Source organism: Oceanimonas sp. MB9 (assembly GCF_011319775.1).
Classification (GTDB): Bacteria; Pseudomonadota; Gammaproteobacteria; order Enterobacterales; family Aeromonadaceae; genus Oceanimonas; species Oceanimonas doudoroffii.
Window position 1 is genome coordinate 959,847 of the sequence record NZ_VFBE01000005.1, and the last position, 22,170, is coordinate 982,016.

Below are 22,170 nucleotides of genomic sequence, written 5' to 3' on the forward strand. Positions count from 1 at the left end.
GCCGCACGCGAGATTTCCGTCACAAGGAGACATGAGATGCATAATTTCAACCGCAAAATCACTCCGGTACTGGCTTCGGCCCTGTTGCTTGCGCCCGTCGCCTGGGCCGCGGTGCCGGACAGCGTACAGGTTCCGGCGGGTAACAAGGTGGCGCTGGAAACCGTGGGGGTCGGCGAAATCACCTATGAATGCCGCGCCAAGGCCGATGCCGCCGATGAGCTGACCTGGGTATTCATGGGGCCGGATGCGATGCTGAAGGACAGCGGCGGCAACGAAGTGGGTCGCTATTTTGGTCCGCCCGCCACCTGGCAGGCGGCCGACGGCTCCAGTGTGACCGGCACCCAGCTGGCGGTGGCGCCGGGCGGCGATGGCAACATACCCTTCCAGCTGGTTCGGGCGAACCCCGCCGAAGGCGAGGGGGCCATGACAGGGGTGACCTACATTCAGCGGCTGAATACGCAAGGCGGGGTGGCGCCGGCCATGGCCTGTGGCCAGGACAACCAGGGCGAGCGGCAAATCGTGCAATATCAGGCCGATTACCTGTTCTGGAAGGCCGGCTGAGGCACGTCCTCGACGGGCTCAGGGTAAACAGCAAAACTCAGGGCCGCCCGTTCAAACTGGTCTACGCTTGAAACTGAGTTAGGCTTCGTTTGACTACTTTTGGGCGGCCCTGCAGATGAGCACAGAGACGACAGATACCGATTACCGGGCCCTGCTGGCGGCCTGTGCCAGGGGCGAGCGCAGTGCCCTTCATCGGCTTTATGAACGGGAAGGATCCCGGCTGTTGGGGGTGGTCATGCGCATAGTGCGCGATCATGCCCTGGCGGAAGACATAGTGCACGATGCCTTGATCAACATCTGGCTGCGGGCCGGCAGCTTTGATGCGGCCCGGGGCTCGGCCCGGGGCTGGATCTACAGCGTGGCCCGACATCTGGCCCTGAACACGGTACGCAACCGGGGCAGAGAGCTGGGCCTGGACCCGGAGCAGGCCGAGCGCATGGAGGCGCACCATTCGTTCGAGCACTGGCTACAGCGCCGGGACGAGACCTCCTGGGAAGAGTGCGGCGCTCGAGTCGAGCTCTGCCTGGAACAGCTCGAGCCGGAGCGGCGCAACTGCATACTGCATGCCTATATGGACGGCTGCACCCATCATGAAATTGCCGGCCGCATGGGCGCGCCGCTGGGCACCATTAAGGCCTGGATTCGGCGCGGTCTGGCGGCCCTGCGGGAGTGCATGACATGAAGGACGGGCATCAACCGGATCCGGCACTGTATACCCTTGCCGGCGAATATGTGCTGGGGACCTTGTCCGCCGAGGAGCGACGGCGGGTGGAGCAACGGCTGCAAGCCGATGCGGCGCTGCGGGACGCGGTGGCGCAGTGGGAGGAGCGGCTGCACCCGCTGACCGCTCTGGCCGAGCCGAGGGCGCCCTCGTCCCGGCTTTGGCCCCGGGTGGAGCGTACTCTGGATGCCCTGGCGCCGGTGCGACCGGACCACCGGCGCCCGCCCTGGTGGCGCCGCCCCTTGCTCTGGCAGGGGGTGAGTATGGCCAGTCTCGCCGCCTGTGTGGTGCTGGCGGCGCTGTTGTGGCTGCGGCCTTCGCCCACGCCGCGCTATGTGGTGGTGCTGGTGGCGCCGGAGCAGCAGACCCCGGGCTGGCTGGTGCAGGCCAGCGACTCGCGGGAGGTGCAGCTGACTCCGTTGGCGGCGGTGTCGGTGCCGGCGGATCGGGTGCTGCAATTCTGGACCAAGGGGGAAGACTGGCCACGGCCGGTATCCCTGGGGCTGGTGGAGCCGGGGCAGCCGCTGCGGGTGCCGCTGGCGGAGTTGCCGCCGCTGGCGCCCAATCAATTGTTTGAGCTGACCCTGGAGCAGGCCGGCGGCTCGCCCACCGGCCTGCCCTCCGGGCCCATCCAGTTTATCGGCCGGGCGGTCGCCCTGTGAACGCGGGCCGGGGAGTCAGGGTTGCAGGGCTTCGGCCAGAAAACCGCCGGTCTGGTGGTTCCACAACTGGGCGTAGATGCCGTTTTGGGCCAGCAATTCCTGGTGCGAACCCTGCTCGACGATACGGCCTCGGTCAAGCACCACCAGGCGGTCCATGGCGGCGATGGTGGAGAGGCGATGGGCGATGGCGATCACCGTTTTGCCTTCCATCAACTGGTACAGGCTTTCCTGAATGGCGGCCTCCACTTCGGAGTCCAGCGCCGAAGTGGCTTCGTCCAGCACCAGTATGGGGGCGTCCTTGAGCAGTACCCGGGCAATGCCGATGCGCTGGCGCTGGCCCCCCGAAAGCTTGATGCCGCGCTCGCCCACCTGGGCGTCGTAACCCCGGTTGCCGTCCTTGTCCTCCAGGCTTTGAATAAAGTCGTGGGCGTGGGCCTGGCGACTGGCGGCAACCAGGTCTTCCTCGGAAGCCGCCGGCTTGCCGTAGAGAATGTTTTCCCGAATGGAGCGGTGCAGCAGGGAGGTATCCTGGGTCACCATGCCAATCTGGCCACGCAGGGAGTGCTGGGTCACGGCGGTTATATCCTGGCCGTCTATGGTGATGCGGCCACCTTCGAGCTCATGCAGGCGCAGCAGCAGGTTCACCAGGGTGGACTTGCCCGCCCCGGAGCGACCCACCAGGCCCACCTTTTCACCGGGCCGAATATTCAGGTTGAAGTGCTCGATCACCGGCTCATCCCGGCCATATTGAAAGGTGATGTCCTCAAAGCGAATGGCACCCCGGTTTACGGTCAGCTCTTCGGCGCCGGCCTTGTCCTCGATGGCCACGGATTTGGACAGGGTGTTCATGCCATCGATCACCGTGCCGATGTTTTCGAACAGGGCGCCAATTTCCCACATGATCCATTTCGACATGCCTTGCAGGCGCAGGGCGATGCTGATGGCCACGGCGATCACCCCGACGGTGACGGAGGCGTTCATCCACAATCCGATCGACAGGGCGGTAATGGTGAACAGCAGCAGGTAGTTGATGGCGTCCACGCTCAGCACAAAGCCGGTGGCCAGGCGCATCTGACCGTAAACGGTATCGAGAAAGGCACGCATGCCTCGTCGGGCATAGCGGGTTTCGGCGTCGGCATGGGCGAACAGTTTGACCGTGGTGATATTGGCGTAACTGTCGACGATGCGGCCGGTCATCATGGAGCGGGCATCGGCCTGGGCGGTGGCGACGCGCTTCATGCGTGGCACGAAGTAGCACTGAATGCCGATATAGGTCAGCAACCAGAGCAGAATGGGCAGCATCAGGATCAGATCCGACTGGCCCATCATCACCAGCATGGCGATAAAGTAGACGGATACATATACCAGCACGTCCAGCAGTTTCATCACGGTTTCCCGCACTGCCAGTGCCGTTTGCATCACTTTGGTGGCAATACGACCGGCGAATTCGTCCTGATAAAAGCTCATGCTCTGGTTCAGCAGGTAGCGGTGCGCCTGCCAGCGAATGGACATGGGGTAATTCCCCAGCAGCGACTGGTGCATCAGCATCGAGTGGCCAAAGGCCAGCAGCGGAATGATCACCAGTACCAACGCACCCATGAGGATCAGGGTACCCCGCTCTTCGGCCCAGAATGACTCCGGGCTATGGCTGGCCAGCAGATCCACCAGCTGGCCCATAAAGCCAAGCAGGGCGACTTCGATCACGGCCACGGTGGCACTGAGCAGCGCCATCACCACCAGGGGCCATTCAAAGCCTCGAGTGTAGTGGCGGCAGAAGGCATACAGGCCTTTGGGAGGACGAGTGGGTGCTTCGTCGGGAAAGGGCTGGGTCAGGCTTTCAAACAGTTTGAACATCGGGTCTTCCAGTTACGGACATACTCGCGTTTTTACCCTTGATGTCGCGTTTTGCCAAGCCATAACGCGGCAAAGTCGCTCGCCGGCAGCGGCCTGCCGGTCAGGTAGCCCTGCACCAGATCCACCGGATAGCGCTCCAGCGCCTGCATCTGGGCCTCGGTTTCCACCCCTTCCGCCACCACGTGAAACGCCAGTTCCCGTGCCAGTCCGGTCACCGCCGCCAGAATGGCGGCACTGCTGCGGGACTCGCCCAGGCGCTGAATAAAGCTGCGGTCGATTTTCAGAACGTCCACCGGCAAATCCTGCAGGTAGCTGAGTGAGGAATAGCCGGTGCCAAAGTCGTCGATGGCAATGGCGCAACCCAGTTCGCGCAGGCTGTTGAGAAGGGGAATGGCCTGTTGCTGCTTGTCGAGCAGCACGCTCTCGGTCAGCTCAATGTTGATAAGGCCGGCGGGTAATTGATGCTCGGCGAGCAGCTGGCGCAGCTGCACCAGCAAGTCATGTTGCCAGAACTGCTGGGCCGACAGGTTGACCGACACCGGCACCGGCACCAGGCCCTGATCCAGCCAGCGCCGCTGTTGTCTAATGGCCTGACCGAGCAGGGTGCGGCCAAGGGCGACCATGAGCCCGGCCCGCTCTGCCAGGGGAATAAAGTCGGCGGGGGAGACCCGGCCAAAGTCGGGGTGCTGCCAGCGGGCCAGGGCCTCTACGCCGGCCAGGGTGCGGTCGTGCCGGTGCACCTGAGGCTGGTAGTGCAGGCTGAGCCCGTCGCCGCTTTCTACCGCGTCGCGCAGGGCGGTTTCCATAGCCAGGGCGCGATGCTGCTGGTGGTTCATGTCCTGGCTGTAGAGGCGATAGTCGTTGCGGCCTTCCTGCTTGGCCTGATACATGGCCGAGTCGGCGTGGTGCAGCAGTGTTTCCGGCGTGTCGGCATCGTCCGGATACAGGCTTACCCCCAGGCTGCAGCCAATGCGAAATGGTTGGTTGCGAATGTAAAAGGGCTCGGCCACGGCGTCGATCAGCCGCTGGGCGATGCGGCTGGCCTCGTCGGCCTGCTCGAGCTCGGGCAGCAGCACGATAAACTCGTCACCGCCGAGGCGCGCCAGGGTGTCGTCTTCCCGCAGCCGGGCACGAATGCGTCGGGACACCTCCAGCAGCAACTCGTCGCCGGCGGCGTGCCCCAGGGTGTCGTTGACCTGTTTGAAGTGATCCAGATCGATAAAGATGACCGCCAGGTGCCGGCGGCTGCGATGGGCGTGGCGCACCGCCAGCGCGAGCCGGTCTTCCAGCAGGCGTCGGTTGGGCAGACCGGTGAGGGCATCGTAATAGGCCAGCTGGCGAATGCGATCCTCGTTTTCCCGAATATGGGTGATGTCGGTAAACAGGGCGGCAAAGTTGGTGATGTTGCCGCCGTCATCCTGTATGGCGGTAATGGTGAGCAATTCCAGGTAGAGCTGACCGCTCTTGCGCCGGTTCCAGATCTCGCCCCGCCAGTAACCCTGTTCGTTCAGGGTTTGCCACATGGCCCGGTAAAAGGCGGCGTCGTGACGCCCGGAAGAGAGCAGGGCCGGCGTGCGGCCCATGACCTCTTCGGCACTGTAGCCGGTGGTATGGGTAAAGGCGGGATTGACAAATTCGATGCGACCGCCGGCGTCGGTAATGATAATGCCTTCCAGCGAGGCCTCGATTACCCGCTCCGCCAGTTGCAGGTTGAGCCGGGAGCGCAGCAGCGCCTGATCCCGCTGCTCCAGTAGCTGACGCACTTCCTGAAGGTAGCCATGCTCCACGCCGTCGATGATCTGGCGAAAGCCCAGCAGTCCTGCAATGCGCTCGCCGTCGAGCACCGCCAGGTGCCGCACCCTGTGATTGATCAGCAGGTCCCGGGCGTGCAGCAGGGTGTCGGTGGGGGCCACGGACAGCAGGGGCCGGCTGGCCAGTTCCCCGATGGGCGTGGCCCCCGGATGCCGGGCAATGTAGCGTACCATGTCGCGCTCGGTGATGATGCCGAGTGGCGCCCCCGCGGTGTGCACCACGGCGGCATCCTTGTCTTGCTCCAGCATGGCGGCGGCGGCCCGGGACAGGCTGAGATCGCCGTTCAGCACCAGGGGCGTGGCGTCCATGGCCTCGCGTACGTCCCGCAGGCTGAGGTAGGGCTCCAGCCCCTGTTTCAGCGCCATGTCGGTTTGTGACACCATGCCCAGCGGCCGCTGTTCGTCGTCCACCACCAGCACATGGCGGCAGCGCCACTGCCTGAGCCAGCGGGCTGCTTCGGTCAGGGAAGTATGGCGGGGCAGGCTGTGCACCGGCCGGCTCATCACACGGCGAATGGGCTGGTTGAGGCTGTCGGGGCAGGAGAAGTCCAGCCGCAGGCTGTCGCGTTCGGTCCATATTCCCACGGCTCGCCCCTGCTCCAGTATCAGCACCGAGCTGCACCGGCGCGAAGCCATGCTTGCGGCGGCTTCCCGCAAGGGCGTGTCGGGGCTGCAGGTAAGCAGGCCGGTGTGCATAAGTCGTTCAAGGGAAAGATGGGCGGGAGTGGTGTCTGGATGTGTCACTGGGCTCGATTTGCTGGTAGGTTGTCATTCAACTCCCTACTGTATATGGGGCCATTATCCTTGGCAATGGCCCCGCCGGTTTTTACAGCCAGGGCTGCAACTGCCGGCGCATATTGACCTGGGCGCCAAGGCGCGCCGCCAGCAGATAGAGGCCTCCTATCTTGCGATGCAGAAACAGCGCATCGGCGGGCGGGCTGTGCCAGTAATCCTGTCGCATGCTGAGTGCGGTGCCGGCGTCGCGCAGGCGCCGGGCCAGGCTGCTGTGGCCAAAGTCAAAGGGGGCGTCCTGGTGCAGCGGCTTGCAGGCCAGTTGCACCATGTGAATCACCGCCTGCTTCTGCTCGGGAATAATATGCTGGCTGAAAAAGCCGATGTCGCTCAGGGCCTGCTCCATGGCGGAATTATCCTGGTGCAGGGCGGCGGCAAACAGGTGGCGGTATCCTTGCGCAAAACCGGAAGCGTATTCCCGGGTGGCGCCAAAGTCGAGCAGCACCAGCCGGCCTTGATGGTGGAAAAAGTTGGCGAAGTTGGGATCGGTCTGTACCAGATTGAATTCAAACAGCTCGCGAAACAGCAGCTCAAACAGCAGCGCCATCAGCCGGTTGCGCACCGGCTGGGGTTCATTACTCAGGGTTTCAATGGGGCTACCTTGCACATAACTCATGGCCAGCAACCGGCCCGTACTGATGTCTGTACGCACCCGTGGTAACACAAAGCGGTCATCATCACCCAGCAGGGCGTTGAAGCGCGCCAGCTGGCGCGCTTCCCGGTGATAGTCGGCTTCGGCGTGCAGTTGCTGTTTGGCTTCGTCGAGCATCCCCTGATAATCGACCCCGGCGGGCACCAGGCCACTGAGCCGCAGCAGGCTGGCGACATTGTTCACGTCACTGTCGATGCTGCCGGCAATGCCGGGGTATTGCACCTTGACCGCCAGCGCCTCGCCATCGTCGGCCCAGGCCCGGTGTACCTGACCGATGGACGCCGCCGCCAGGGGACGAAACTCGAAATGGGCGAAGTGGCGTTGCCAGTCGGGCCCCAGTTCCTGCGTCAGCATTCCGGCCAGCTGAGGGGAGGGCATGGGCGTACCTTCGGCCCGCAGCCGGGCCAGCAGGTCGGCCAGCTCCGCGGGCAGCAGTTCGCCGGCGTCCATCGACAGCAGCTGGCCCACCTTCATCGCCGCCCCGCGCAAACGGGCCAGCTGATCGCCCACCCGGCGGGCGTTGGCGGGGGTCAGCAGCAACTCCCGAGCCGCCGGGCGCTCTCCCCTGACCAGGCGGCGGGCGCCTTCGCTCAGCATGCCACCGGCCACCCGGGTGGCCAGTGATGCCAGATGGCCCATGCGCGCCAGCCGGTGTGCAGGGACTTTACTCCCCTTGTCGTCGGTGCTCATAATGTCTCCTCAAAGATGATGGGCACACAGACCGAGAAACGGCCATTTCCATTCGAATTCAAGGGCTCCCCATGATCCATCCCAACCCTTTGTCGATACCGAGGAACCCCCTGCACAGGGGCGCAGGCTGGCTGGCGCTGTGTTTGATGCTGGCCGGTTGCGCCGGCCCCCAGGAGCGAACCCTGGCCCGCCTGGAGCGCATTGCCGACGCGGTGATGGCCGCGCCCTGTGACGCTCCTCGCTATGATTACCGGCTGGTGGACAACGCCCATGTGCCAGGGGTGACCGACCAGGTTGAAATTCTGCGTTGTCCCGGACTGGAAGCCCGCACCTATTGGTCCCGGGAAAGCGCCAGGCCCGGCGGCCTGCCGGTGTTTTTGCTGCTGACGCGGCCGCACCCCGGGCTGCCGGCATTTCTACAGCCGGGCAGCCCGGGAGAAGGGCTGGAGCGGCAGCTGGGCCGGCCCACGGAGCGGCACGCGGATTACTGGCGTTATGGTTCGGTGGAAACCACGGAGGCGGTGACCATCTCCTGGCGGGACGGGCGCATTCGGCAGCTGCGCTGGGAGTGGTATCTGGACTGAGCACATCAAAAAGGGCGCCGTGGCGGCGCCCTTGCGGTAACTGCCGGCGGGATTATTCGGCGTTGGTACGCTTGTCCCGCTTCTCCTGGCGTTTTTCCTTCAGGGTTTTTCGGGCTTTCTTTTTCACTTTTTCCTTGCTCATGATGTGGCTCCGTGGATTTCTCGCCCACAAAAAGGTGCCGTTTTCCTTTCTGGAGGGCGCAAAATGTCGTGATGACGACAGAGTGACTACATGATCACGGCAAAACGACTACTTCAAGGCGATGTCTCCCTTATCAGCTGCCCGATGGCAATACCAACAAAACAAACCGGCTTAAAGCGCCGCCATGTCGCTCCATGGCGTTGCAAGTGACTAAAAATGAAGAAAAAAGCTATAACCACGTTAGCCGGGGGCAAGCGGAAAAGCAAGCCTCGGGGCGGGTGGCGGTGCTACCATAAAACCATCTGTGTCATTGCGTGAGAGCAACATCATGAAAAGGCTGCTGTGGGGACTGTGCTGGGGACTGCCGGCGCTGGCCGGTGCCGAAACCATTACCACCGCCCCGGTGGAGCTGAACATTGCCGCCGGCATTGAGCCGGTGTGTTATTACGCCGACAAGCGCTATTCCCGAGGGGCGGTGATCCAGATGGGACAACAGTGGTTTGTGTGCGCGAAGGAGAAGTCGTTTGAGCAAAATGGCCGGCTGAGCTGGCAGCCGTTTGATCCCAATGCCGGCGAGGCCGGCAAAATGCGTTGAGGCTCAGGCCTGTTTTTTGACTCCGAGCAGCGGCACGTCAAGCAGCACCTCGCCCTCGGGCCGGCAGCAACAGGGCAGTACTTCGCCGCTGGCCACAAAGGCCAGCGGCGTTTCCGGGTAGCGCACGCAGCCCTCAAGCAGGGGGGTACGGCAGGCGCCGCAGTAGCCCTCGCGGCACTGATATTCCACCGCGTGTCCGGTGCGTTCCAGGCCGTCGAGCAGGGTTTCCCCCGCCCGCAGTTCAAAGCTGAGATCGCGCGTGCGCACTTTGCTCACAGTTCAAAGTCACCCAGATCGTCGTGGCTCACATGGGAGTCAATCTGACCCACCAGATAGGAGCTCACTTCCACCTCCTGGGGCGCCACCTGCACATTGTCGGATGACAGCCAGGCGTTGATCCAGGGAATCGGGTTTTGCTTGGCGCCTGCAAAAGCCGGCTCCAGACCCACCGCCTGCATGCGCAGGTTGGTGATGTATTCCACGTACTGGCACAGAATGTCCTTGTTCAGGCCGATCATGGAGCCGTCCTTGAACAGGTATTCGGCCCATTCCTTTTCCTGAATGGCGGCGGCCTTGAACAGCTCAAAGCACTGCTGTTCGCAGTCTTTGGCGATCTGCGCCATGTCTGGATCGTCGTCACCGCTGCGCAGAATGTTAATCATGTGCTGGGTGCCGGTTAGGTGCAGGGCCTCGTCCCGGGCAATGAGTTTGATGATCTTGGCGTTGCCTTCCATCAGCTCGCGCTCGGCAAAGGCAAAGGAGCAGGCAAAGCTCACGTAGAAGCGAATGGCTTCCAGGGCGTTGACGCACATCAGGCACAGGTAGAGCTTTTTCTTCAGCTCATACAGGTTGATCAGCACCTTGCGGCCCTTGATCTCGTGCTCGCCTTCGCCGTAGAGGTGATAGAAGTTGGTGTATTCGATCAGTTCGTCGTAGTAGTGGGCGATATCCTTGGCGCGTTTCTGAATGTGCTCGTTGGCCACGATATCGTCAAAGACCTTGGCCGGATCGTTGACGATATTGCGAATAATGTGGGTGTAGGAGCGGGAGTGGATGGTCTCGGAAAACGCCCAGGTCTCAATCCAGGTTTCCAGCTCGGGAATGGACACCAGCGGCAGCAGTGCCACGTTGGGGCTGCGACCCTGAATGGAGTCGAGCAGGGTCTGGTATTTGAGGTTGCTGATGAAAATGTGCTTTTCGTGATCCGGCAGCGCCTGGTAATCAATGCGGTCCTGGGACACGTCCACTTCTTCCGGACGCCAGAAAAAGGACAGCTGCTTTTCAATCAGCTTTTCAAAAATTTCGTATTTCTGCTGATCATAACGGGCCACGTTCACCGGATTGCCGAGGAACATGGGCTCTTTCATGTGATCATTCTGAACTTGACTGAAAGTGGTGTAAGACATTTTTCTCATTCCGCAAAGACAAGAGCGCAGTGCCGCTCAACCGCCTGGGGCGGTATCAGCGACGCTGCGCACGGCGGCGGGAGCAAACCCGCCGCGAGTTATTTCAGTAAGGCGCCTTAAATCTTGCAGGCGCCGCCGGCGCAGCCGTCATCTTCCTGCAGGTCATTCTGGGCGTCTGCCGCACCGTCACGGGTGTTGTGATAGTACAGGGTCTTGAGACCGAATTTGTAGGCGGTGAGCAGATCTTTCAGCAGTTGCTTCATCGGCACCCGGCCGCCGTCAAAGCGGGCGGGATCGTAGTTGGTGTTGGCGGAAATGGCCTGATCCACGAATTTCTGCATCACACCCACCAGCTGCAGGTAACCGTCGTTGGACGGCATCTGCCACAGCAGCTCGTACTGGCTCTTGAGGCGCTCATACTCCGGCACCACCTGCTTGAGAATGCCGTCTTTGGACGCTTTGACCGACACCAGGCCACGGGGCGGCTCGATGCCGTTGGTGGCGTTGGAGATCTGGCTTGAGGTCTCGGACGGCATCAGCGCGGTCAGGGTGCTGTTGCGCAGACCGGTGGTCTTGATCTCTTCCCGCAGGGTTTCCCAGTCCAGGCGCAGCGGCTCCTGGCAGATGGCATCGAGATCCTTCTTGTAGGTGTCGATGGGCAGCACGCCCTGGGCATAAGTGGTCTCGTTAAAGGCCGGGCAGGGGCCGAATTCCTTCGCCAGCTGTACCGAGGCCTTCAGCAGGTAGTACTGAATGGCTTCAAAGGTCTGATGGGTCAGGCCGATGGCACTGCCGTCGGAGTACTTGACGCCGTTTTTGGCCAGGTAGTAGGCGTAGTTGATCACGCCAATACCCAGAGTACGGCGGTTCATGGAGCCTTTTTTGGCTGCCAGCAGGGGGTAGTCCTGATAGTCGAGCAGGGCATCCAGGGCGCGTACCGCCAGATCCGCCAGGCCTTCCAGATCTTCCAGTTTGTCGATGGCGCCCAGGTTAAAGGCCGACAGGGTGCACAGGGCGATTTCACCGTTCTCGTCGTTGATGTCCATCAGCGGCTTGGTGGGCAGGGCGATTTCCAGGCACAGGTTGCTCTGGCGCACCGGCGCCACTTTGGCATCGAACGGGCTGTGGGTGTTGCAGTGATCCACGTTCTGCACATAGATACGGCCGGTGCCGGCACGCTCCTGCATCATCAACGAGAACAGCTCCACCGCCTTGACGGTGCGCTTGCGAATGCTGTCGTCGGCTTCGTACTTGACGTAGAGCTCTTCAAATTTGGCCTGATCCTCAAAGAAGGCGTCATACAGGCCGGGCACGTCGGACGGGCTGAACAGGGTAATGTCGCCGCCCTTGATCAGGCGCTGGTACATCAGGCGGTTGATCTGCACGCCGTAGTCCATGTGGCGCACGCGGTTTTCTTCCACGCCACGGTTGTTTTTCAGTACCAGCAGGGACTCTACTTCCAGGTGCCACATGGGGTAGAACAGGGTGGCGGCACCGCCACGTACGCCGCCCTGGGAGCAGCATTTGACCGCGGTCTGAAAGTGCTTGTAGAACGGAATGCAGCCGGTGTGAAAGGCTTCGCCGCCACGAATGGGGCTGCCCAGGGCGCGAATGCGGCCGGCGTTGATGCCGATGCCGGCGCGCTGGGACACGTAACGCACGATGGCGCCGGAGGTGGCGTTAATGGAATCCAGGCTGTCGCCGCACTCGATCAGCACGCAGGAGCTGAACTGGCGGGTAGGGGTGCGCACGCCGGACATGATGGGCGTGGGCAGGGAAATTTTGAAGGTGGACACGGCGTCATAAAAACGGGTGACGTAGTCCAGCCGGGTCTCTTTCGGATACTTGGAGAACAGGCAGGCGGCCACCAGCATGTAGAGGAACTGCGGGCTCTCGTAGATGTCGCCGGACACCCGGTTCTGCACCAGATATTTGCCTTCGAGCTGCTTGATGGCGGCATAGGAGAAGTTCATGTCGCGCTCGTGGTGTAGGCGCGCATTCATGGCCTCGAATTCCTCGCGGCTGTAGTCGGCCAGAATGTGCTGGTCGTACTTGCCCATTTCGGTCAGGCGCACCACGTGGTCATGGAAGTGGGGCGGCTCGAACTCACCATAGGCTTTCTTGCGCAGATGGAACATGGCCAGGCGGGCTGCCAGGTACTGGTAGTCCGGGCTCTGCTCGGAGATCAGATCGGCGGCGGCCTTGATGATGGTCTCGTGAATGTCTTCGGTGCGGATACCGTCATAGAACTGGATGTGGGAGCGCAGTTCCACCTGGGACACGGATACATTGTCCAGGCCCTCGGCGGCCCAGGTGATCACCCGGTGGATCTTGTCCAGATCGATGGGCTCCTTGGCGCCGGAGCGTTTGGTAACCAGCAGATGTTTATTCATGAGATGGACCTTCTCCCAGTGGTGTTGTGTTGCTCGGCAAATCCCGTGCGTCCAACCACCCTATATAGTGTGGTCGTGGTGCGGAGGAAGCACAACATATAGTTGTCGTTGAGTGGAATGGGCACAATATAGTGGGTTGGTTCACGATTCTCAAGCCGCCCCGGCACTGGGCAGCTTGTGGATAATCTGTGTGAAATACACCGATGTTTGCGTTTACTAACTGGTGTGCCGTTGGGACTCTGGCATTGGCAAAACACTGTCTTTTTTGTGGCCGGCGAAAAACTTTTTTTTAAATATTTGGCTTGCAAAAATGACCGGCTTGCGGATCCGCGGGATCTTTCAACAGGGGGCGTCAAATGCCCCTTTCAGCCAGTGGCTGAGTGCATCAACCGAGTCCATGACGGCCCCGGCCTGCCAGCGGTGGGGATCCTCACCCGCCGACACATAACCCCAGCCCGCGGCCAGGGTGGCCATGCCGGCGGCCAGCCCCGCCTCGATGTCGCGACGGTGATCGCCCACATAGACACAGTGGTCGGCTTTCACCCCCAGGTGCGCGGCGGCATGCAGCAGCGGCGCCGGGTGCGGCTTTTTATGGGCCAGGGTGTCGGCGCTGACGGTGACGCCACACTGCGAGAACAGCGGCAAGGCCGCCAGCAGCGGCTCGGTGAGCGCCGCAGGCTTGTTGGTGACTACCCCCCAGGGAATGGCATTCTGATTGAGCCAGCCCAGCAGCTCGGGCACGCCGGCGTAAGGCTGGGTGTGGTGACACAGGTTTTGACGGTAAAAACCGAGCATGCGTTCCCGTAACCGATCCAGCCCGTGCTGCTCAATCATGGCCTGCGGAATGCCGGCCCTGAGCAGGGCATAGGAGCCGTCGGAGGTAGTGCAGGCCAGCACCTCGTCGGACAGGGCGTTGAGGCCAAGGCCGGTGATCACATGGTTGGCGGCGGCGCCCATGTCGCCCGCGGTGTCGAGCAGGGTGCCGTCGAGGTCAAACAATACCGCCTTGAGCATGCCGTTTACTCCGGTTTGATGGCGTGAACCATGTAGTTGACGTCTGCATCATGGCTGAGCTTGAAGTCGCCCTGCAACGGCCGGTACACCACGCCCTGAATGTCCTTTACCACCAGACCGGCGGCCTCGATAAAACGGCACAGCTCGGCGGGGCGAATGAATTTGCGGTGATCATGGGTACCCTTGGGCACCATTTTCAGCAGGTGCTCGGCGGCGCCGATCATCAGCAGCCAGGCCTTGGGATTGCGGTTGATGGTGGAAAACACCAGGTTGGCGCCGGGTTTGGCCAGCCTGGCGCAGGCGGCCACCACGGAAGCCGGCTCGGGCACGTGCTCCAGCATTTCCATGCAGGTGACCAGCTCATACTGGCCGGGCTGCTCTTCGGCCATCTGCTCGGCGGTGGCCTGGCGGTAGTTGACGCTGACGCCGCTTTCCAGGGCGTGCAAGCGGGCCACTGCCAGGGGCTCCCGGCCCATGTCGACGCCGGTCACCTCGGCCCCTTCCCGGGCCAGGCTTTCACTGAGAATGCCGCCGCCGCAGCCGATGTCGATCACCCGCTTGCCAAAGAGGCCGTCGGCCTTGTCGGCAATCCAGCCAAGGCGCAATGGATTGATGTTGTGCAGGGGCCTGAAATCCCCCTCCAGATCCCACCAGCGAGAGGCCATGGCCTCGAATTTGTCGATTTCCTGTTGATCTACGTTCATGAAACTGCCTTGTGCCTGGGCGATTGGGGTGCCCATTATAACCAAGCCGGCAGGGGTCGCCAGCTTCACTGCTCCCGTCGGGCCGGAACTGTGCTAGAATGGCTCGCTTTTTAAAGCCATATAATCAATAACCTGGGGACAAGGCTTGCTATGACCGATTTGGCCCGAGAAATCATGCCGATCAACATTGAGGAAGAGCTGACGCGCTCCTACCTCGATTACGCCATGAGCGTGATCGTGGGGCGTGCCCTTCCCGATGTTCGAGACGGCCTGAAGCCGGTGCATCGCCGCGTGCTGTTCGCCATGAACGAGCTCGGCAACGACTGGAATAAACCTTATAAAAAGTCGGCCCGTGTGGTGGGCGACGTAATAGGTAAATATCACCCCCACGGCGACAGCGCGGTATATGACACCATAGTGCGCATGGCACAGGACTTTTCCATGCGCTACACCCTGGTCGACGGCCAGGGCAACTTCGGCTCGGTAGACGGCGACTCCGCCGCCGCCATGCGTTATACCGAAGTGCGCATGGACAAGATTGCTCACGAGCTGCTGGCGGATCTGGACAAGGAAACCGTCGACTGGGTGCCGAACTATGACGGCACCGAACTGATCCCGGCGGTGATGCCCACCAAGGTACCCAACCTGCTGGTGAACGGCTCTTCCGGCATCGCCGTGGGCATGGCCACCAATATTCCTCCCCACAACCTCAACGAGGTGGTGGATGGCTGCCTGGCATTGATCGATGACGAGCACATCAGCCTCGATCAGTTGATTGAGCTGATACCCGGCCCGGACTTTCCGACCGGCGGTATCATCAACGGCAAGTCCGGCATTCTCGATGCCTACCGTACCGGTCGCGGCAAGATCTACGTGCGCGCCCTGGCGGAGATTGAAACCGACGAGAAAACCGGTCGCGAGACCATTATCGTCTCCGAGCTGCCCTATCAGGTGAACAAGGCCCGGCTGATCGAGAAAATCGCCGAGCTGGTCAAGGAAAAACGCATCGAGGGCATTTCCGCCCTGCGCGACGAGTCCGACAAGGACGGCATGCGCATCGTGATCGAGGTGCGCCGGGGCGAGGTAGGTGAGGTGATCCTCAACAACCTGTATGCCCAGACCCAGATGCAGACCGTTTTCGGCATCAACATGGTCGCCCTCGACAACAACCAGCCGCGCACCTTCAACCTGAAGGAAATGCTGGAGTGCTTTATTCAGCACCGTCGCGAAGTGGTGACCCGTCGTACCGTGTTTGAACTGCGCAAGGCGCGGGACCGGGCCCACATCCTGGAAGGCCTGGCCATTGCCCTGGCCAACATCGATCCGGTGATTGAGCTGATTCGCCGCTCGCCGACCCCGGCGGAAGCCAAGGCCGGCCTGCTGGCGCAAGGGTGGGAGCTGGGCAACGTGGCCAGCATGCTGGAGCGTGCCGGTGACGACGCCGCCCGCCCGGAATGGCTGGAGCCGGATTACGGTATTCGTGACGGTCGCTATTACCTGACCGAACAACAGGCCCAGGCCATTCTGGAGCTGCGTCTGCACCGCCTGACCGGCCTTGAGCACGAGAAGATCCTGGATGAATACAAGTCGCTGCTCGAGCAGATTGCCGAGCTGCTGCACATTCTCAACAGCAGTGCCCGCCTGATGGAAGTGATTCGGGAAGAGCTGGAGGCGCTGAAAGAGCAGTTTGGCGACACCCGCCGCACCGAAATCACCACTTCCAGTGCCGAAATCAACCTGGAGGATTTGATCACCCAGGAAGACGTGGTGGTGACCCTGTCCCACCAGGGTTACGTCAAGTACCAGCCGCTCACCGACTACGAGGCCCAGCGCCGTGGCGGCCGCGGCAAGTCGGCGACCCGCATGAAGGAAGAAGACTTTGTCGAGCGCCTGCTGGTGGCCAACACCCACGACACCATTCTGTGCTTCTCCACCGCCGGCAAGGTGTACTGGCTCAAGGTGTATCAGTTGCCGGAAGCCAGCCGCACCGCCCGTGGCCGCCCCATTGTCAACCTGTTGCCGCTGGACGAGCACGAGCGCATCACCGCCATTCTGCCGGTGAAGGAATATGCCGACGACAAGGCGGTGTTCTTTGCCACCCGTCAGGGCACGGTGAAGAAAACCGAGCTGACTGCCTTCAGCCGGCCGCTGGCCTCGGGCATTCGCGCCATCAACCTGACCGAAGGCGACGAGCTGATCGGGGTGGACATCACCGACGGCGACAACGAGATTATGCTGTTCTCCGATGCCGGCAAGGTGGTGCGTTTCCATGAAGATCAGGTGCGCGCCATGGGCCGTACCGCCACCGGCGTGCGCGGTATTCGCCTGAGCGACAACGACAGTGTGGTATCGCTGATCGTACCGCGAGGCGAGGGCGCCATTCTTACCGCCACCGCCAATGGTTACGGCAAGCGTACCGCCCTGGAGGAGTACCCCACCAAGAGCCGGGCCACGCAGGGTGTGATGTCGATCAAGGTGAGTGACCGCAACGGTGCCGTGGTAGGGGCCATTCAGGTGGACGAAACCAACGAAATCATGCTGATCACCAACGGCGGTACCCTGGTGCGTACTCGCGTGTCGGAAGTGAGCCTGATCAGCCGTAACACCGCCGGCGTGCGTTTGATCCGCACCGGAGAAGACGAGCAGGTGGTAGGGCTGCAGCGCATCGAGGAGCCGGAAGACGACGAGCCGATCGAAGGCGAGGAAGGGCTGGACTCCGGGGCGGCGGATGACGCTGCTGCACCGGCCACCGACGAGTAACAAACATGAGGCCTGCGGGCCTCTTTTTTGTGCTCTGGATCGGATTTTGCTTTGACTTGGCGCTCAAGCGCCGTGTAAAACGAGAAAGCGCCGGTGTTCGGCGCCAAACAACTTAGCAGGTTAACTCAGGGAAAATGGGAAAGATGGTTTACAACTTCAGCGCAGGTCCGGCCATGTTGCCGGTTGAGGTCATGCAGCGGGCACAGGCCGAGTTTCGCGATTTTAACGGCTTGAGTGTGTCGGTGATGGAGCTCAGCCACCGCGGTGCCGATTACATGGCGGTAGCGGCGCAGGCCGAGCGGGATCTGCGTGAGCTGATGCAAATCCCCGACAACTACAAGGTACTGTTCCTGCAGGGCGGCGGACGCGGCCAGTTTGCCGCCGTGGCGCTGAACCTGATGGGCAAGAACGCCAAGGCCGATTACATTGTTACCGGTCAGTGGTCCCGTTCGGCGGTAGCCGAAGCCGAGAAGGTGGGTACCGTCCGGGTGCTGGACGGCTTTGAAGCCGGCGAAGGCCCGCGCAAACTGGCCACCAGCTGGGATCTGGATCCCACCGCCGCCTATGTGCACTACTGCCCGAACGAAACCGTGGAAGGCATTGAGTACGACTTTATTCCCGATACCGGCGATGTGCCCCTGGTGGCGGACATGTCGTCCACCATTCTGTCCCGTCCGGTGGATGTGAGCAAATTCGGCATTATCTATGCCGGCGCCCAGAAGAACATTGGTCCGTCCGGCCTGGCGGTGGTCATTGTGCGTGACGACCTGCTGGATCAGGCTTGCCCCAATGTGCCCGCCATCATGGACTACGCCGCCATGGCCAAGGCCGACTCCATGCTGAATACGCCGCCCACCTATGCCTGGTACCTGGCCGGACTGGTGTTCCAGTGGCTGAAAGAGAAGGGCGGTGTGGAAGCCATTGGCAAGCAGAACCAGGCCAAGGCCGAGCTGCTCTACAGCTATGTGGATACCAGCGACTTCTATGAGAACCGGGTTCACTCCAGTGCCCGCTCCTGGATGAACATTCCATTCCAGCTGAAGGATGAGTCTTTGAATGAGGCCTTCCTGAAGGAAGCCAAGGCCGCCGGCCTGCTGGCGCTCAAGGGCCACCGCATCGTGGGCGGCATGCGTGCCAGTGTGTATAACGCCATGCCCATTGAAGGCGTACAGGCCCTGGTCGACTTTATGGACGACTTCGCCAAGCGCAACAGCTGAACCAGCCTACAATGCGAAGCAGCAGCGCGGTTGCACTCTGCCGACACGCTTCCATGAATGACACTCAGCAGTGAACCCCGCTGCGAACATAGTTAATGTTCGGTCGGGATTCACTGCTTCGTCACGGCGAGCAAGCTCGCCCCATGAGCGCTCGGCAAATGCGTCTGACCGCCAGGGATGGCGGGAATGCCGAAAATGCAGGAGCAACTTTTCGGCCATGGCATTTGACGGTCGGCTACGGCAATCCCCACTGCTGCTTCGTGAAGCTTTAGAATTGCCTGTTTGCCGTAGGTTGGTGATGAGCGCAGCGAATCCCAACAGCTAAGTCGGCAGGTTAAAAAAGAATACAGCGCCGTTTTGGAGGGGCTGGCTACGGCCTGAAGCCTCGGGTTGCAGAAAAATTCGTATTTCTCTGCTGTCACTCCCGCGCAGGTGGGAGTCCAGTGCGATATGTCATGGATCTCCGCCTCCGCGGAGATGACGGCTTTATCATGGAAATTAAAATTGTCAGTAGCCGTCACTTCAGTAGGCGGGCCTTGCGGAGCAAGGCATTAACAACACATACAAGGAGCCAACGTGAGTATTGATTTTCTGGCCCTGGCCAACCCGGGGGTACCGGGTCTGCATCCTTATCAGCCGGGCAAGCCGGTGGAAGAGCTGGAGCGTGAGCTCGGCATCAGCCACAGTGTCAAGCTGGCATCAAACGAAAACCCGCTGGGCCCGGGCCCCAAGGCCATTGCAGCCATTCAAAAAGCGCTGCCGGAGCTGGCCCGCTACCCGGACGCCAACGGCTTTGCCCTGAAAACGGCCCTGGCCGGCAAGCTGAAGGTGAACACCGATCAGCTTATTCTGGGCAACGGCTCGAACGAGCTGATCGATCTGCTGTTCCACACCTTTGTGGGCTCGCAGCAGGAAGTGGTCTATTCCCAGTACACCTTTATCGTTTACGCGCTGGCCACTCAGGCCCATGGTGCCAAGGCGGTGGAAGTGCCGGCGGTGGACTGTGGCCACGATCTCGACGCCATGGCGGCGGCCATTACCCCGGCCACTCGGCTGGTGTGCATTACCAACCCCAACAACCCGACCGGCACCTTCCTCGGCAAGCAAGAGGTAAAGGCCTTTATGGAGCGTGTGCCGGCCCATGTGCTGGTGGTGCTGGATGAAGCCTATACCGAGTATGTGGGCGAAGACGAGCGTCTGCCGTCCATCGACTGGCTGAACGAATACCCCAACCTTATCGTGTCTCGCACCTTCTCCAAGGCTTACGGCCTGGCGGGCCTGCGGGTGGGTTACATGGTCTGTCATCCCGATCTGGTGGCGGTGCTGAACCGGGTGCGTGAGCCCTTTAACTGCAACAGCCTGGCGCTGGCAGCGGCGGAAGCGGCCCTGAACGACGACGCCTACCTGGCCGAGGCGGTGGCGCTGAATAATCAGGGCATGGCCATGTATGAAACCTTCTTCAACGAGCGAGGGCTGAAATACATTCCTTCTCGAGGCAACTTTATCACCCTGGATCTGCAGCGGGACGCCGGCCCCGTCTATCAGGCATTGCTGCGGGAAGGGGTGATAGTGCGGCCCATTGCCGGCTACGGCCTGCCTACCTGCCTGCGTATCAGCATTGGCCTTGAAGCCGAAAACCAGCGCAGCATCGAGGCACTGAAAAAGGTACTGGACTAAGCCGGTGCCTTCGGGGACAGAGCAGACTCAGTGCCGCCCTGTCCTCGACCCATCACTGCTCACGGCAACCGGGCAAGTCGCTTGCCCTGACCGGCCCGCCCTGATAACGTCAGGGTAGCTTCAAACGTTTTATCCCCATCTCCAGGAAGATTATGGAAAGTCTCAAACTATCTCCCATTGCCCGGGTGGCGGGCACGGTGAACCTGCCCGGCTCCAAGTCGGTGTCAAACCGTGCCCTGTTGCTGGCCGCGCTGGCCCAGGGTACCACCCGCCTGACCAACCTGCTCGACAGCGACGACATTCGCCATATGCTGGATGCGCTCAAACAGCTGGGAGTGCAGTATGAGCTCTCGGAAGACAAGACCGAGTGCGTGGTGCACGGACTGGGGCGGGCCTTCAGTGTCGGCGAGCCGGTGACCTTGTTTCTGGGCAATGCCGGCACCGCCATGCGGCCCCTGTGCGCCGCCCTGTGCCTGGGTACTGGCGAGTTTACCCTGACCGGTGAGCCGCGTATGTGGGAGCGTCCCATCGGCCATTTGGTGGATGCCCTGCGGGAAGCCGGTGCCGATATCAGCTATCTCAAGACCGACGGCTATCCACCGGTGTTTATCAACGGCAAGGGCCTGTGGGGTGGAGATGTGCATGTGGACGGCTCCGTCTCCAGCCAGTTTCTGACCGCCTTTCTGATGGCCGCCCCCATGGCGTCGGGTGATACTCGCATCCATATCAAGGGCGAGCTGGTGTCCAAGCCCTACATCGACATTACCCTGCACATCATGAAGCAGTTCGGTGTGGTGGTGGAGCACGACGACTACCAGACCTTTTACATTACCGGCAACCAGACCTATGTGTCGCCGGGCGCCTTTATGGTGGAAGGGGACGCCTCCTCTGCCTCCTATTTCCTCGCCGCCGGCGCCATCAAGGGCCGAGTGCGGGTTACCGGCATTGGCCGTGACAGCATTCAGGGCGACATTCGTTTTGCCGATGTGCTGGAAGCCATGGGGGCAAAGATCACCTGGGGTGACGACTTTATCGAGGCCGAGCATGTGGGCCCGCTGAAGGCGGTGGACATGGACATGAACCACATTCCCGATGCGGCCATGACCATTGCCACCACGGCCCTGTTTGCCGAAGGCACCACCCGCATCAGCAATATTTACAACTGGCGGGTGAAGGAAACCGACCGGCTTTACGCCATGGCCACCGAGCTGAAAAAGCTGGGTGTCGAGGTGGAAGAAGGGGAAGACTACCTGGTAGTGACCCCGGCGCCGGCGCTGCAGGAGGCGGAGATTGCCACCTACAATGATCACCGTATCGCCATGTGTTTTTCGCTGGTGGCGCTGAGTGACACACCCGTGGTGATTCTGGATCCGGGCTGCACTTCCAAGACCTTTCCGGACTACTTCGACAAGCTGGCCAGCGTCAGCCACGACCAATAAATCAAAAGCCCCGCCAAGCGGGGCTTTTTCTTGCGTCTGACGTTTTATTTCTCAGTGGTGCTTCATTTTTTCCAGCGCTTCCTTTGCCTTGATATCGGCGGCGTCCAGCTCTGCCAGCACCTTTTCTATGTCGTCCTGCTGCTGCTGCAGCACGATGCGCTTTTCCGCGATCATGGCCACCATGGAGTGCAGCTGGGGCCGAGTGCTGTGCTCGGCATCATAGAGTTCGAACAACTCGCGCATTTCCGCCAGGCTGAACCCCAGGCGCTTGCCCCGCAGGGTCAGGGTGAGGCGAATTCTGTCCTTGTGGCTGTAAATACGGCTGTTGCCCTTGCGCTTGGGGGTGAGCAGACCCAGCTCCTCGTAATGACGCAGGGTTCGGGGGGTAATGTCAAACTCGTCGGCCAACTCGGATATGGTGTAGGTGACTTCCTTATTGGGCATCATGGCAACTCCTGCTACAGCTGAAAAACAAGTTTGAGCGGCGAACCTTACA

The 22,170-nt window shown here is 61.4% G+C and carries 18 protein-coding genes; 9 read left to right on the top strand and 9 right to left on the bottom strand.

The annotated features are described in order from the left end of the window. Positions 1 to 36: 36 nt before the first annotated feature. The 3 genes from OJHNALOF_RS07760 (at position 37) to OJHNALOF_RS07770 (ending at position 1,944) form a co-directional block, all read left to right on the top strand. Entirely contained in the window at positions 37 to 561 is a 525-nt protein-coding gene (locus OJHNALOF_RS07760) for a DUF3455 domain-containing protein (protein WP_165661663.1), read from the top strand. A gap of 115 nt (positions 562 to 676) precedes the next feature. Beyond that, positions 677 to 1,243 carry a sigma-70 family RNA polymerase sigma factor gene (locus OJHNALOF_RS07765; RefSeq protein ID WP_165661664.1) on the top strand — a complete coding sequence of 189 codons (567 nt, stop codon included), beginning with the start codon at positions 677 to 679 and terminating at the stop codon, positions 1,241 to 1,243. Next, positions 1,240 to 1,944 (top strand): anti-sigma factor domain-containing protein, encoded by a 705-nt coding sequence (locus OJHNALOF_RS07770; protein WP_165661665.1) that lies wholly within the window; start codon positions 1,240 to 1,242, stop codon positions 1,942 to 1,944. The genes OJHNALOF_RS07765 and OJHNALOF_RS07770 overlap by 4 nt, the downstream gene beginning before the upstream one ends. Before the next feature lie 15 nt (positions 1,945 to 1,959). On the opposite strand, the gene OJHNALOF_RS07775 is transcribed toward OJHNALOF_RS07770, so the two are convergent. The 3 genes from OJHNALOF_RS07775 to OJHNALOF_RS07785 form a co-directional block, all read right to left on the bottom strand. After that, a complete protein-coding gene (locus OJHNALOF_RS07775) occupies positions 1,960 to 3,798 on the bottom strand; it encodes an ABC transporter ATP-binding protein (RefSeq protein WP_165661666.1) in 1,839 nt (612 codons plus the stop codon). A 32-nt stretch (positions 3,799 to 3,830) separates the two neighbouring features. Then, positions 3,831 to 6,305, bottom strand: coding sequence for an EAL domain-containing protein (locus OJHNALOF_RS07780; protein WP_165661667.1), 2,475 nt, complete (start codon positions 6,303 to 6,305; stop codon positions 3,831 to 3,833). Between the two features lie 130 nt (positions 6,306 to 6,435). Further along, complete coding sequence (locus OJHNALOF_RS07785; protein WP_165661668.1) at positions 6,436 to 7,743, bottom strand: AarF/ABC1/UbiB kinase family protein; 1,308 nt, start codon at positions 7,741 to 7,743, stop codon at positions 6,436 to 6,438. Between the two features lie 71 nt (positions 7,744 to 7,814). Here OJHNALOF_RS07785 and OJHNALOF_RS07790 point away from each other — a divergent pair, with 71 nt between their 5' ends. Both OJHNALOF_RS07790 and OJHNALOF_RS07795 read left to right on the top strand, forming a co-directional pair. Beyond that, positions 7,815 to 8,327, top strand: coding sequence for a hypothetical protein (locus OJHNALOF_RS07790; protein ID WP_094199637.1), 513 nt, complete (start codon positions 7,815 to 7,817; stop codon positions 8,325 to 8,327). Between the two features lie 470 nt (positions 8,328 to 8,797). Beyond that, positions 8,798 to 9,064 (top strand): DUF1496 domain-containing protein, encoded by a 267-nt coding sequence (locus OJHNALOF_RS07795; protein WP_094199636.1) that lies wholly within the window; start codon positions 8,798 to 8,800, stop codon positions 9,062 to 9,064. Positions 9,065 to 9,067: 3 nt separating this feature from the next. Here the strand turns inward: OJHNALOF_RS07795 and yfaE are convergent, their stop codons facing one another. The 5 genes from yfaE to ubiG all read right to left on the bottom strand — a co-directional run bounded on the left by yfaE (position 9,068) and on the right by ubiG (position 14,581). Continuing rightward, positions 9,068 to 9,331 carry a class I ribonucleotide reductase maintenance protein YfaE gene (gene yfaE, locus OJHNALOF_RS07800; protein ID WP_370462301.1) on the bottom strand — a complete coding sequence of 88 codons (264 nt, stop codon included), beginning with the start codon at positions 9,329 to 9,331 and terminating at the stop codon, positions 9,068 to 9,070. A 5-nt stretch (positions 9,332 to 9,336) separates the two neighbouring features. Then, positions 9,337 to 10,470: a class Ia ribonucleoside-diphosphate reductase subunit beta gene (gene nrdB, locus OJHNALOF_RS07805; RefSeq protein WP_094200550.1), complete on the bottom strand. Its 1,134-nt coding sequence runs from the start codon at positions 10,468 to 10,470 to the stop codon at positions 9,337 to 9,339. A 116-nt stretch (positions 10,471 to 10,586) separates the two neighbouring features. Next, positions 10,587 to 12,863 carry a class 1a ribonucleoside-diphosphate reductase subunit alpha gene (gene nrdA / locus OJHNALOF_RS07810; RefSeq protein ID WP_094199634.1) on the bottom strand — a complete coding sequence of 759 codons (2,277 nt, stop codon included), beginning with the start codon at positions 12,861 to 12,863 and terminating at the stop codon, positions 10,587 to 10,589. A 339-nt stretch (positions 12,864 to 13,202) separates the two neighbouring features. Then, the gene (locus OJHNALOF_RS07815; RefSeq protein ID WP_094199633.1) at positions 13,203 to 13,877 is read right to left on the bottom strand and encodes an HAD family hydrolase; all 675 of its coding nucleotides are present in this window, start codon (positions 13,875 to 13,877) and stop codon (positions 13,203 to 13,205) included. A gap of 5 nt (positions 13,878 to 13,882) precedes the next feature. Continuing rightward, on the bottom strand, positions 13,883 to 14,581 hold the full coding sequence (gene ubiG / locus OJHNALOF_RS07820; protein WP_165661669.1) for a bifunctional 2-polyprenyl-6-hydroxyphenol methylase/3-demethylubiquinol 3-O-methyltransferase UbiG: 699 nt from the start codon (positions 14,579 to 14,581) through the stop codon (positions 13,883 to 13,885). A gap of 150 nt (positions 14,582 to 14,731) precedes the next feature. Between ubiG and gyrA the strand changes: the two genes are divergently transcribed. From gyrA to aroA, 4 genes are all read left to right on the top strand, one after another. Continuing rightward, a complete protein-coding gene (gyrA, locus tag OJHNALOF_RS07825; protein WP_165661670.1) occupies positions 14,732 to 17,341 on the top strand; it encodes a DNA topoisomerase (ATP-hydrolyzing) subunit A in 2,610 nt (869 codons plus the stop codon). Between the two features lie 134 nt (positions 17,342 to 17,475). Continuing rightward, complete coding sequence (serC, locus tag OJHNALOF_RS07830; RefSeq protein WP_165661671.1) at positions 17,476 to 18,558, top strand: 3-phosphoserine/phosphohydroxythreonine transaminase; 1,083 nt, start codon at positions 17,476 to 17,478, stop codon at positions 18,556 to 18,558. 576 nt (positions 18,559 to 19,134) lie between these two features. Continuing rightward, positions 19,135 to 20,235 carry a histidinol-phosphate transaminase gene (gene hisC, locus OJHNALOF_RS07835; protein ID WP_165661672.1) on the top strand — a complete coding sequence of 367 codons (1,101 nt, stop codon included), beginning with the start codon at positions 19,135 to 19,137 and terminating at the stop codon, positions 20,233 to 20,235. Between the two features lie 152 nt (positions 20,236 to 20,387). Beyond that, positions 20,388 to 21,674, top strand: coding sequence for a 3-phosphoshikimate 1-carboxyvinyltransferase (gene aroA / locus OJHNALOF_RS07840; RefSeq protein ID WP_094199628.1), 1,287 nt, complete (start codon positions 20,388 to 20,390; stop codon positions 21,672 to 21,674). Between the two features lie 51 nt (positions 21,675 to 21,725). On the opposite strand, the gene OJHNALOF_RS07845 is transcribed toward aroA, so the two are convergent. Next, positions 21,726 to 22,121, bottom strand: a complete 396-nt coding sequence (locus tag OJHNALOF_RS07845; RefSeq protein ID WP_094199627.1) for a MerR family DNA-binding transcriptional regulator — start codon at positions 22,119 to 22,121, stop codon at positions 21,726 to 21,728. Positions 22,122 to 22,170 lie beyond the last annotated feature (49 nt).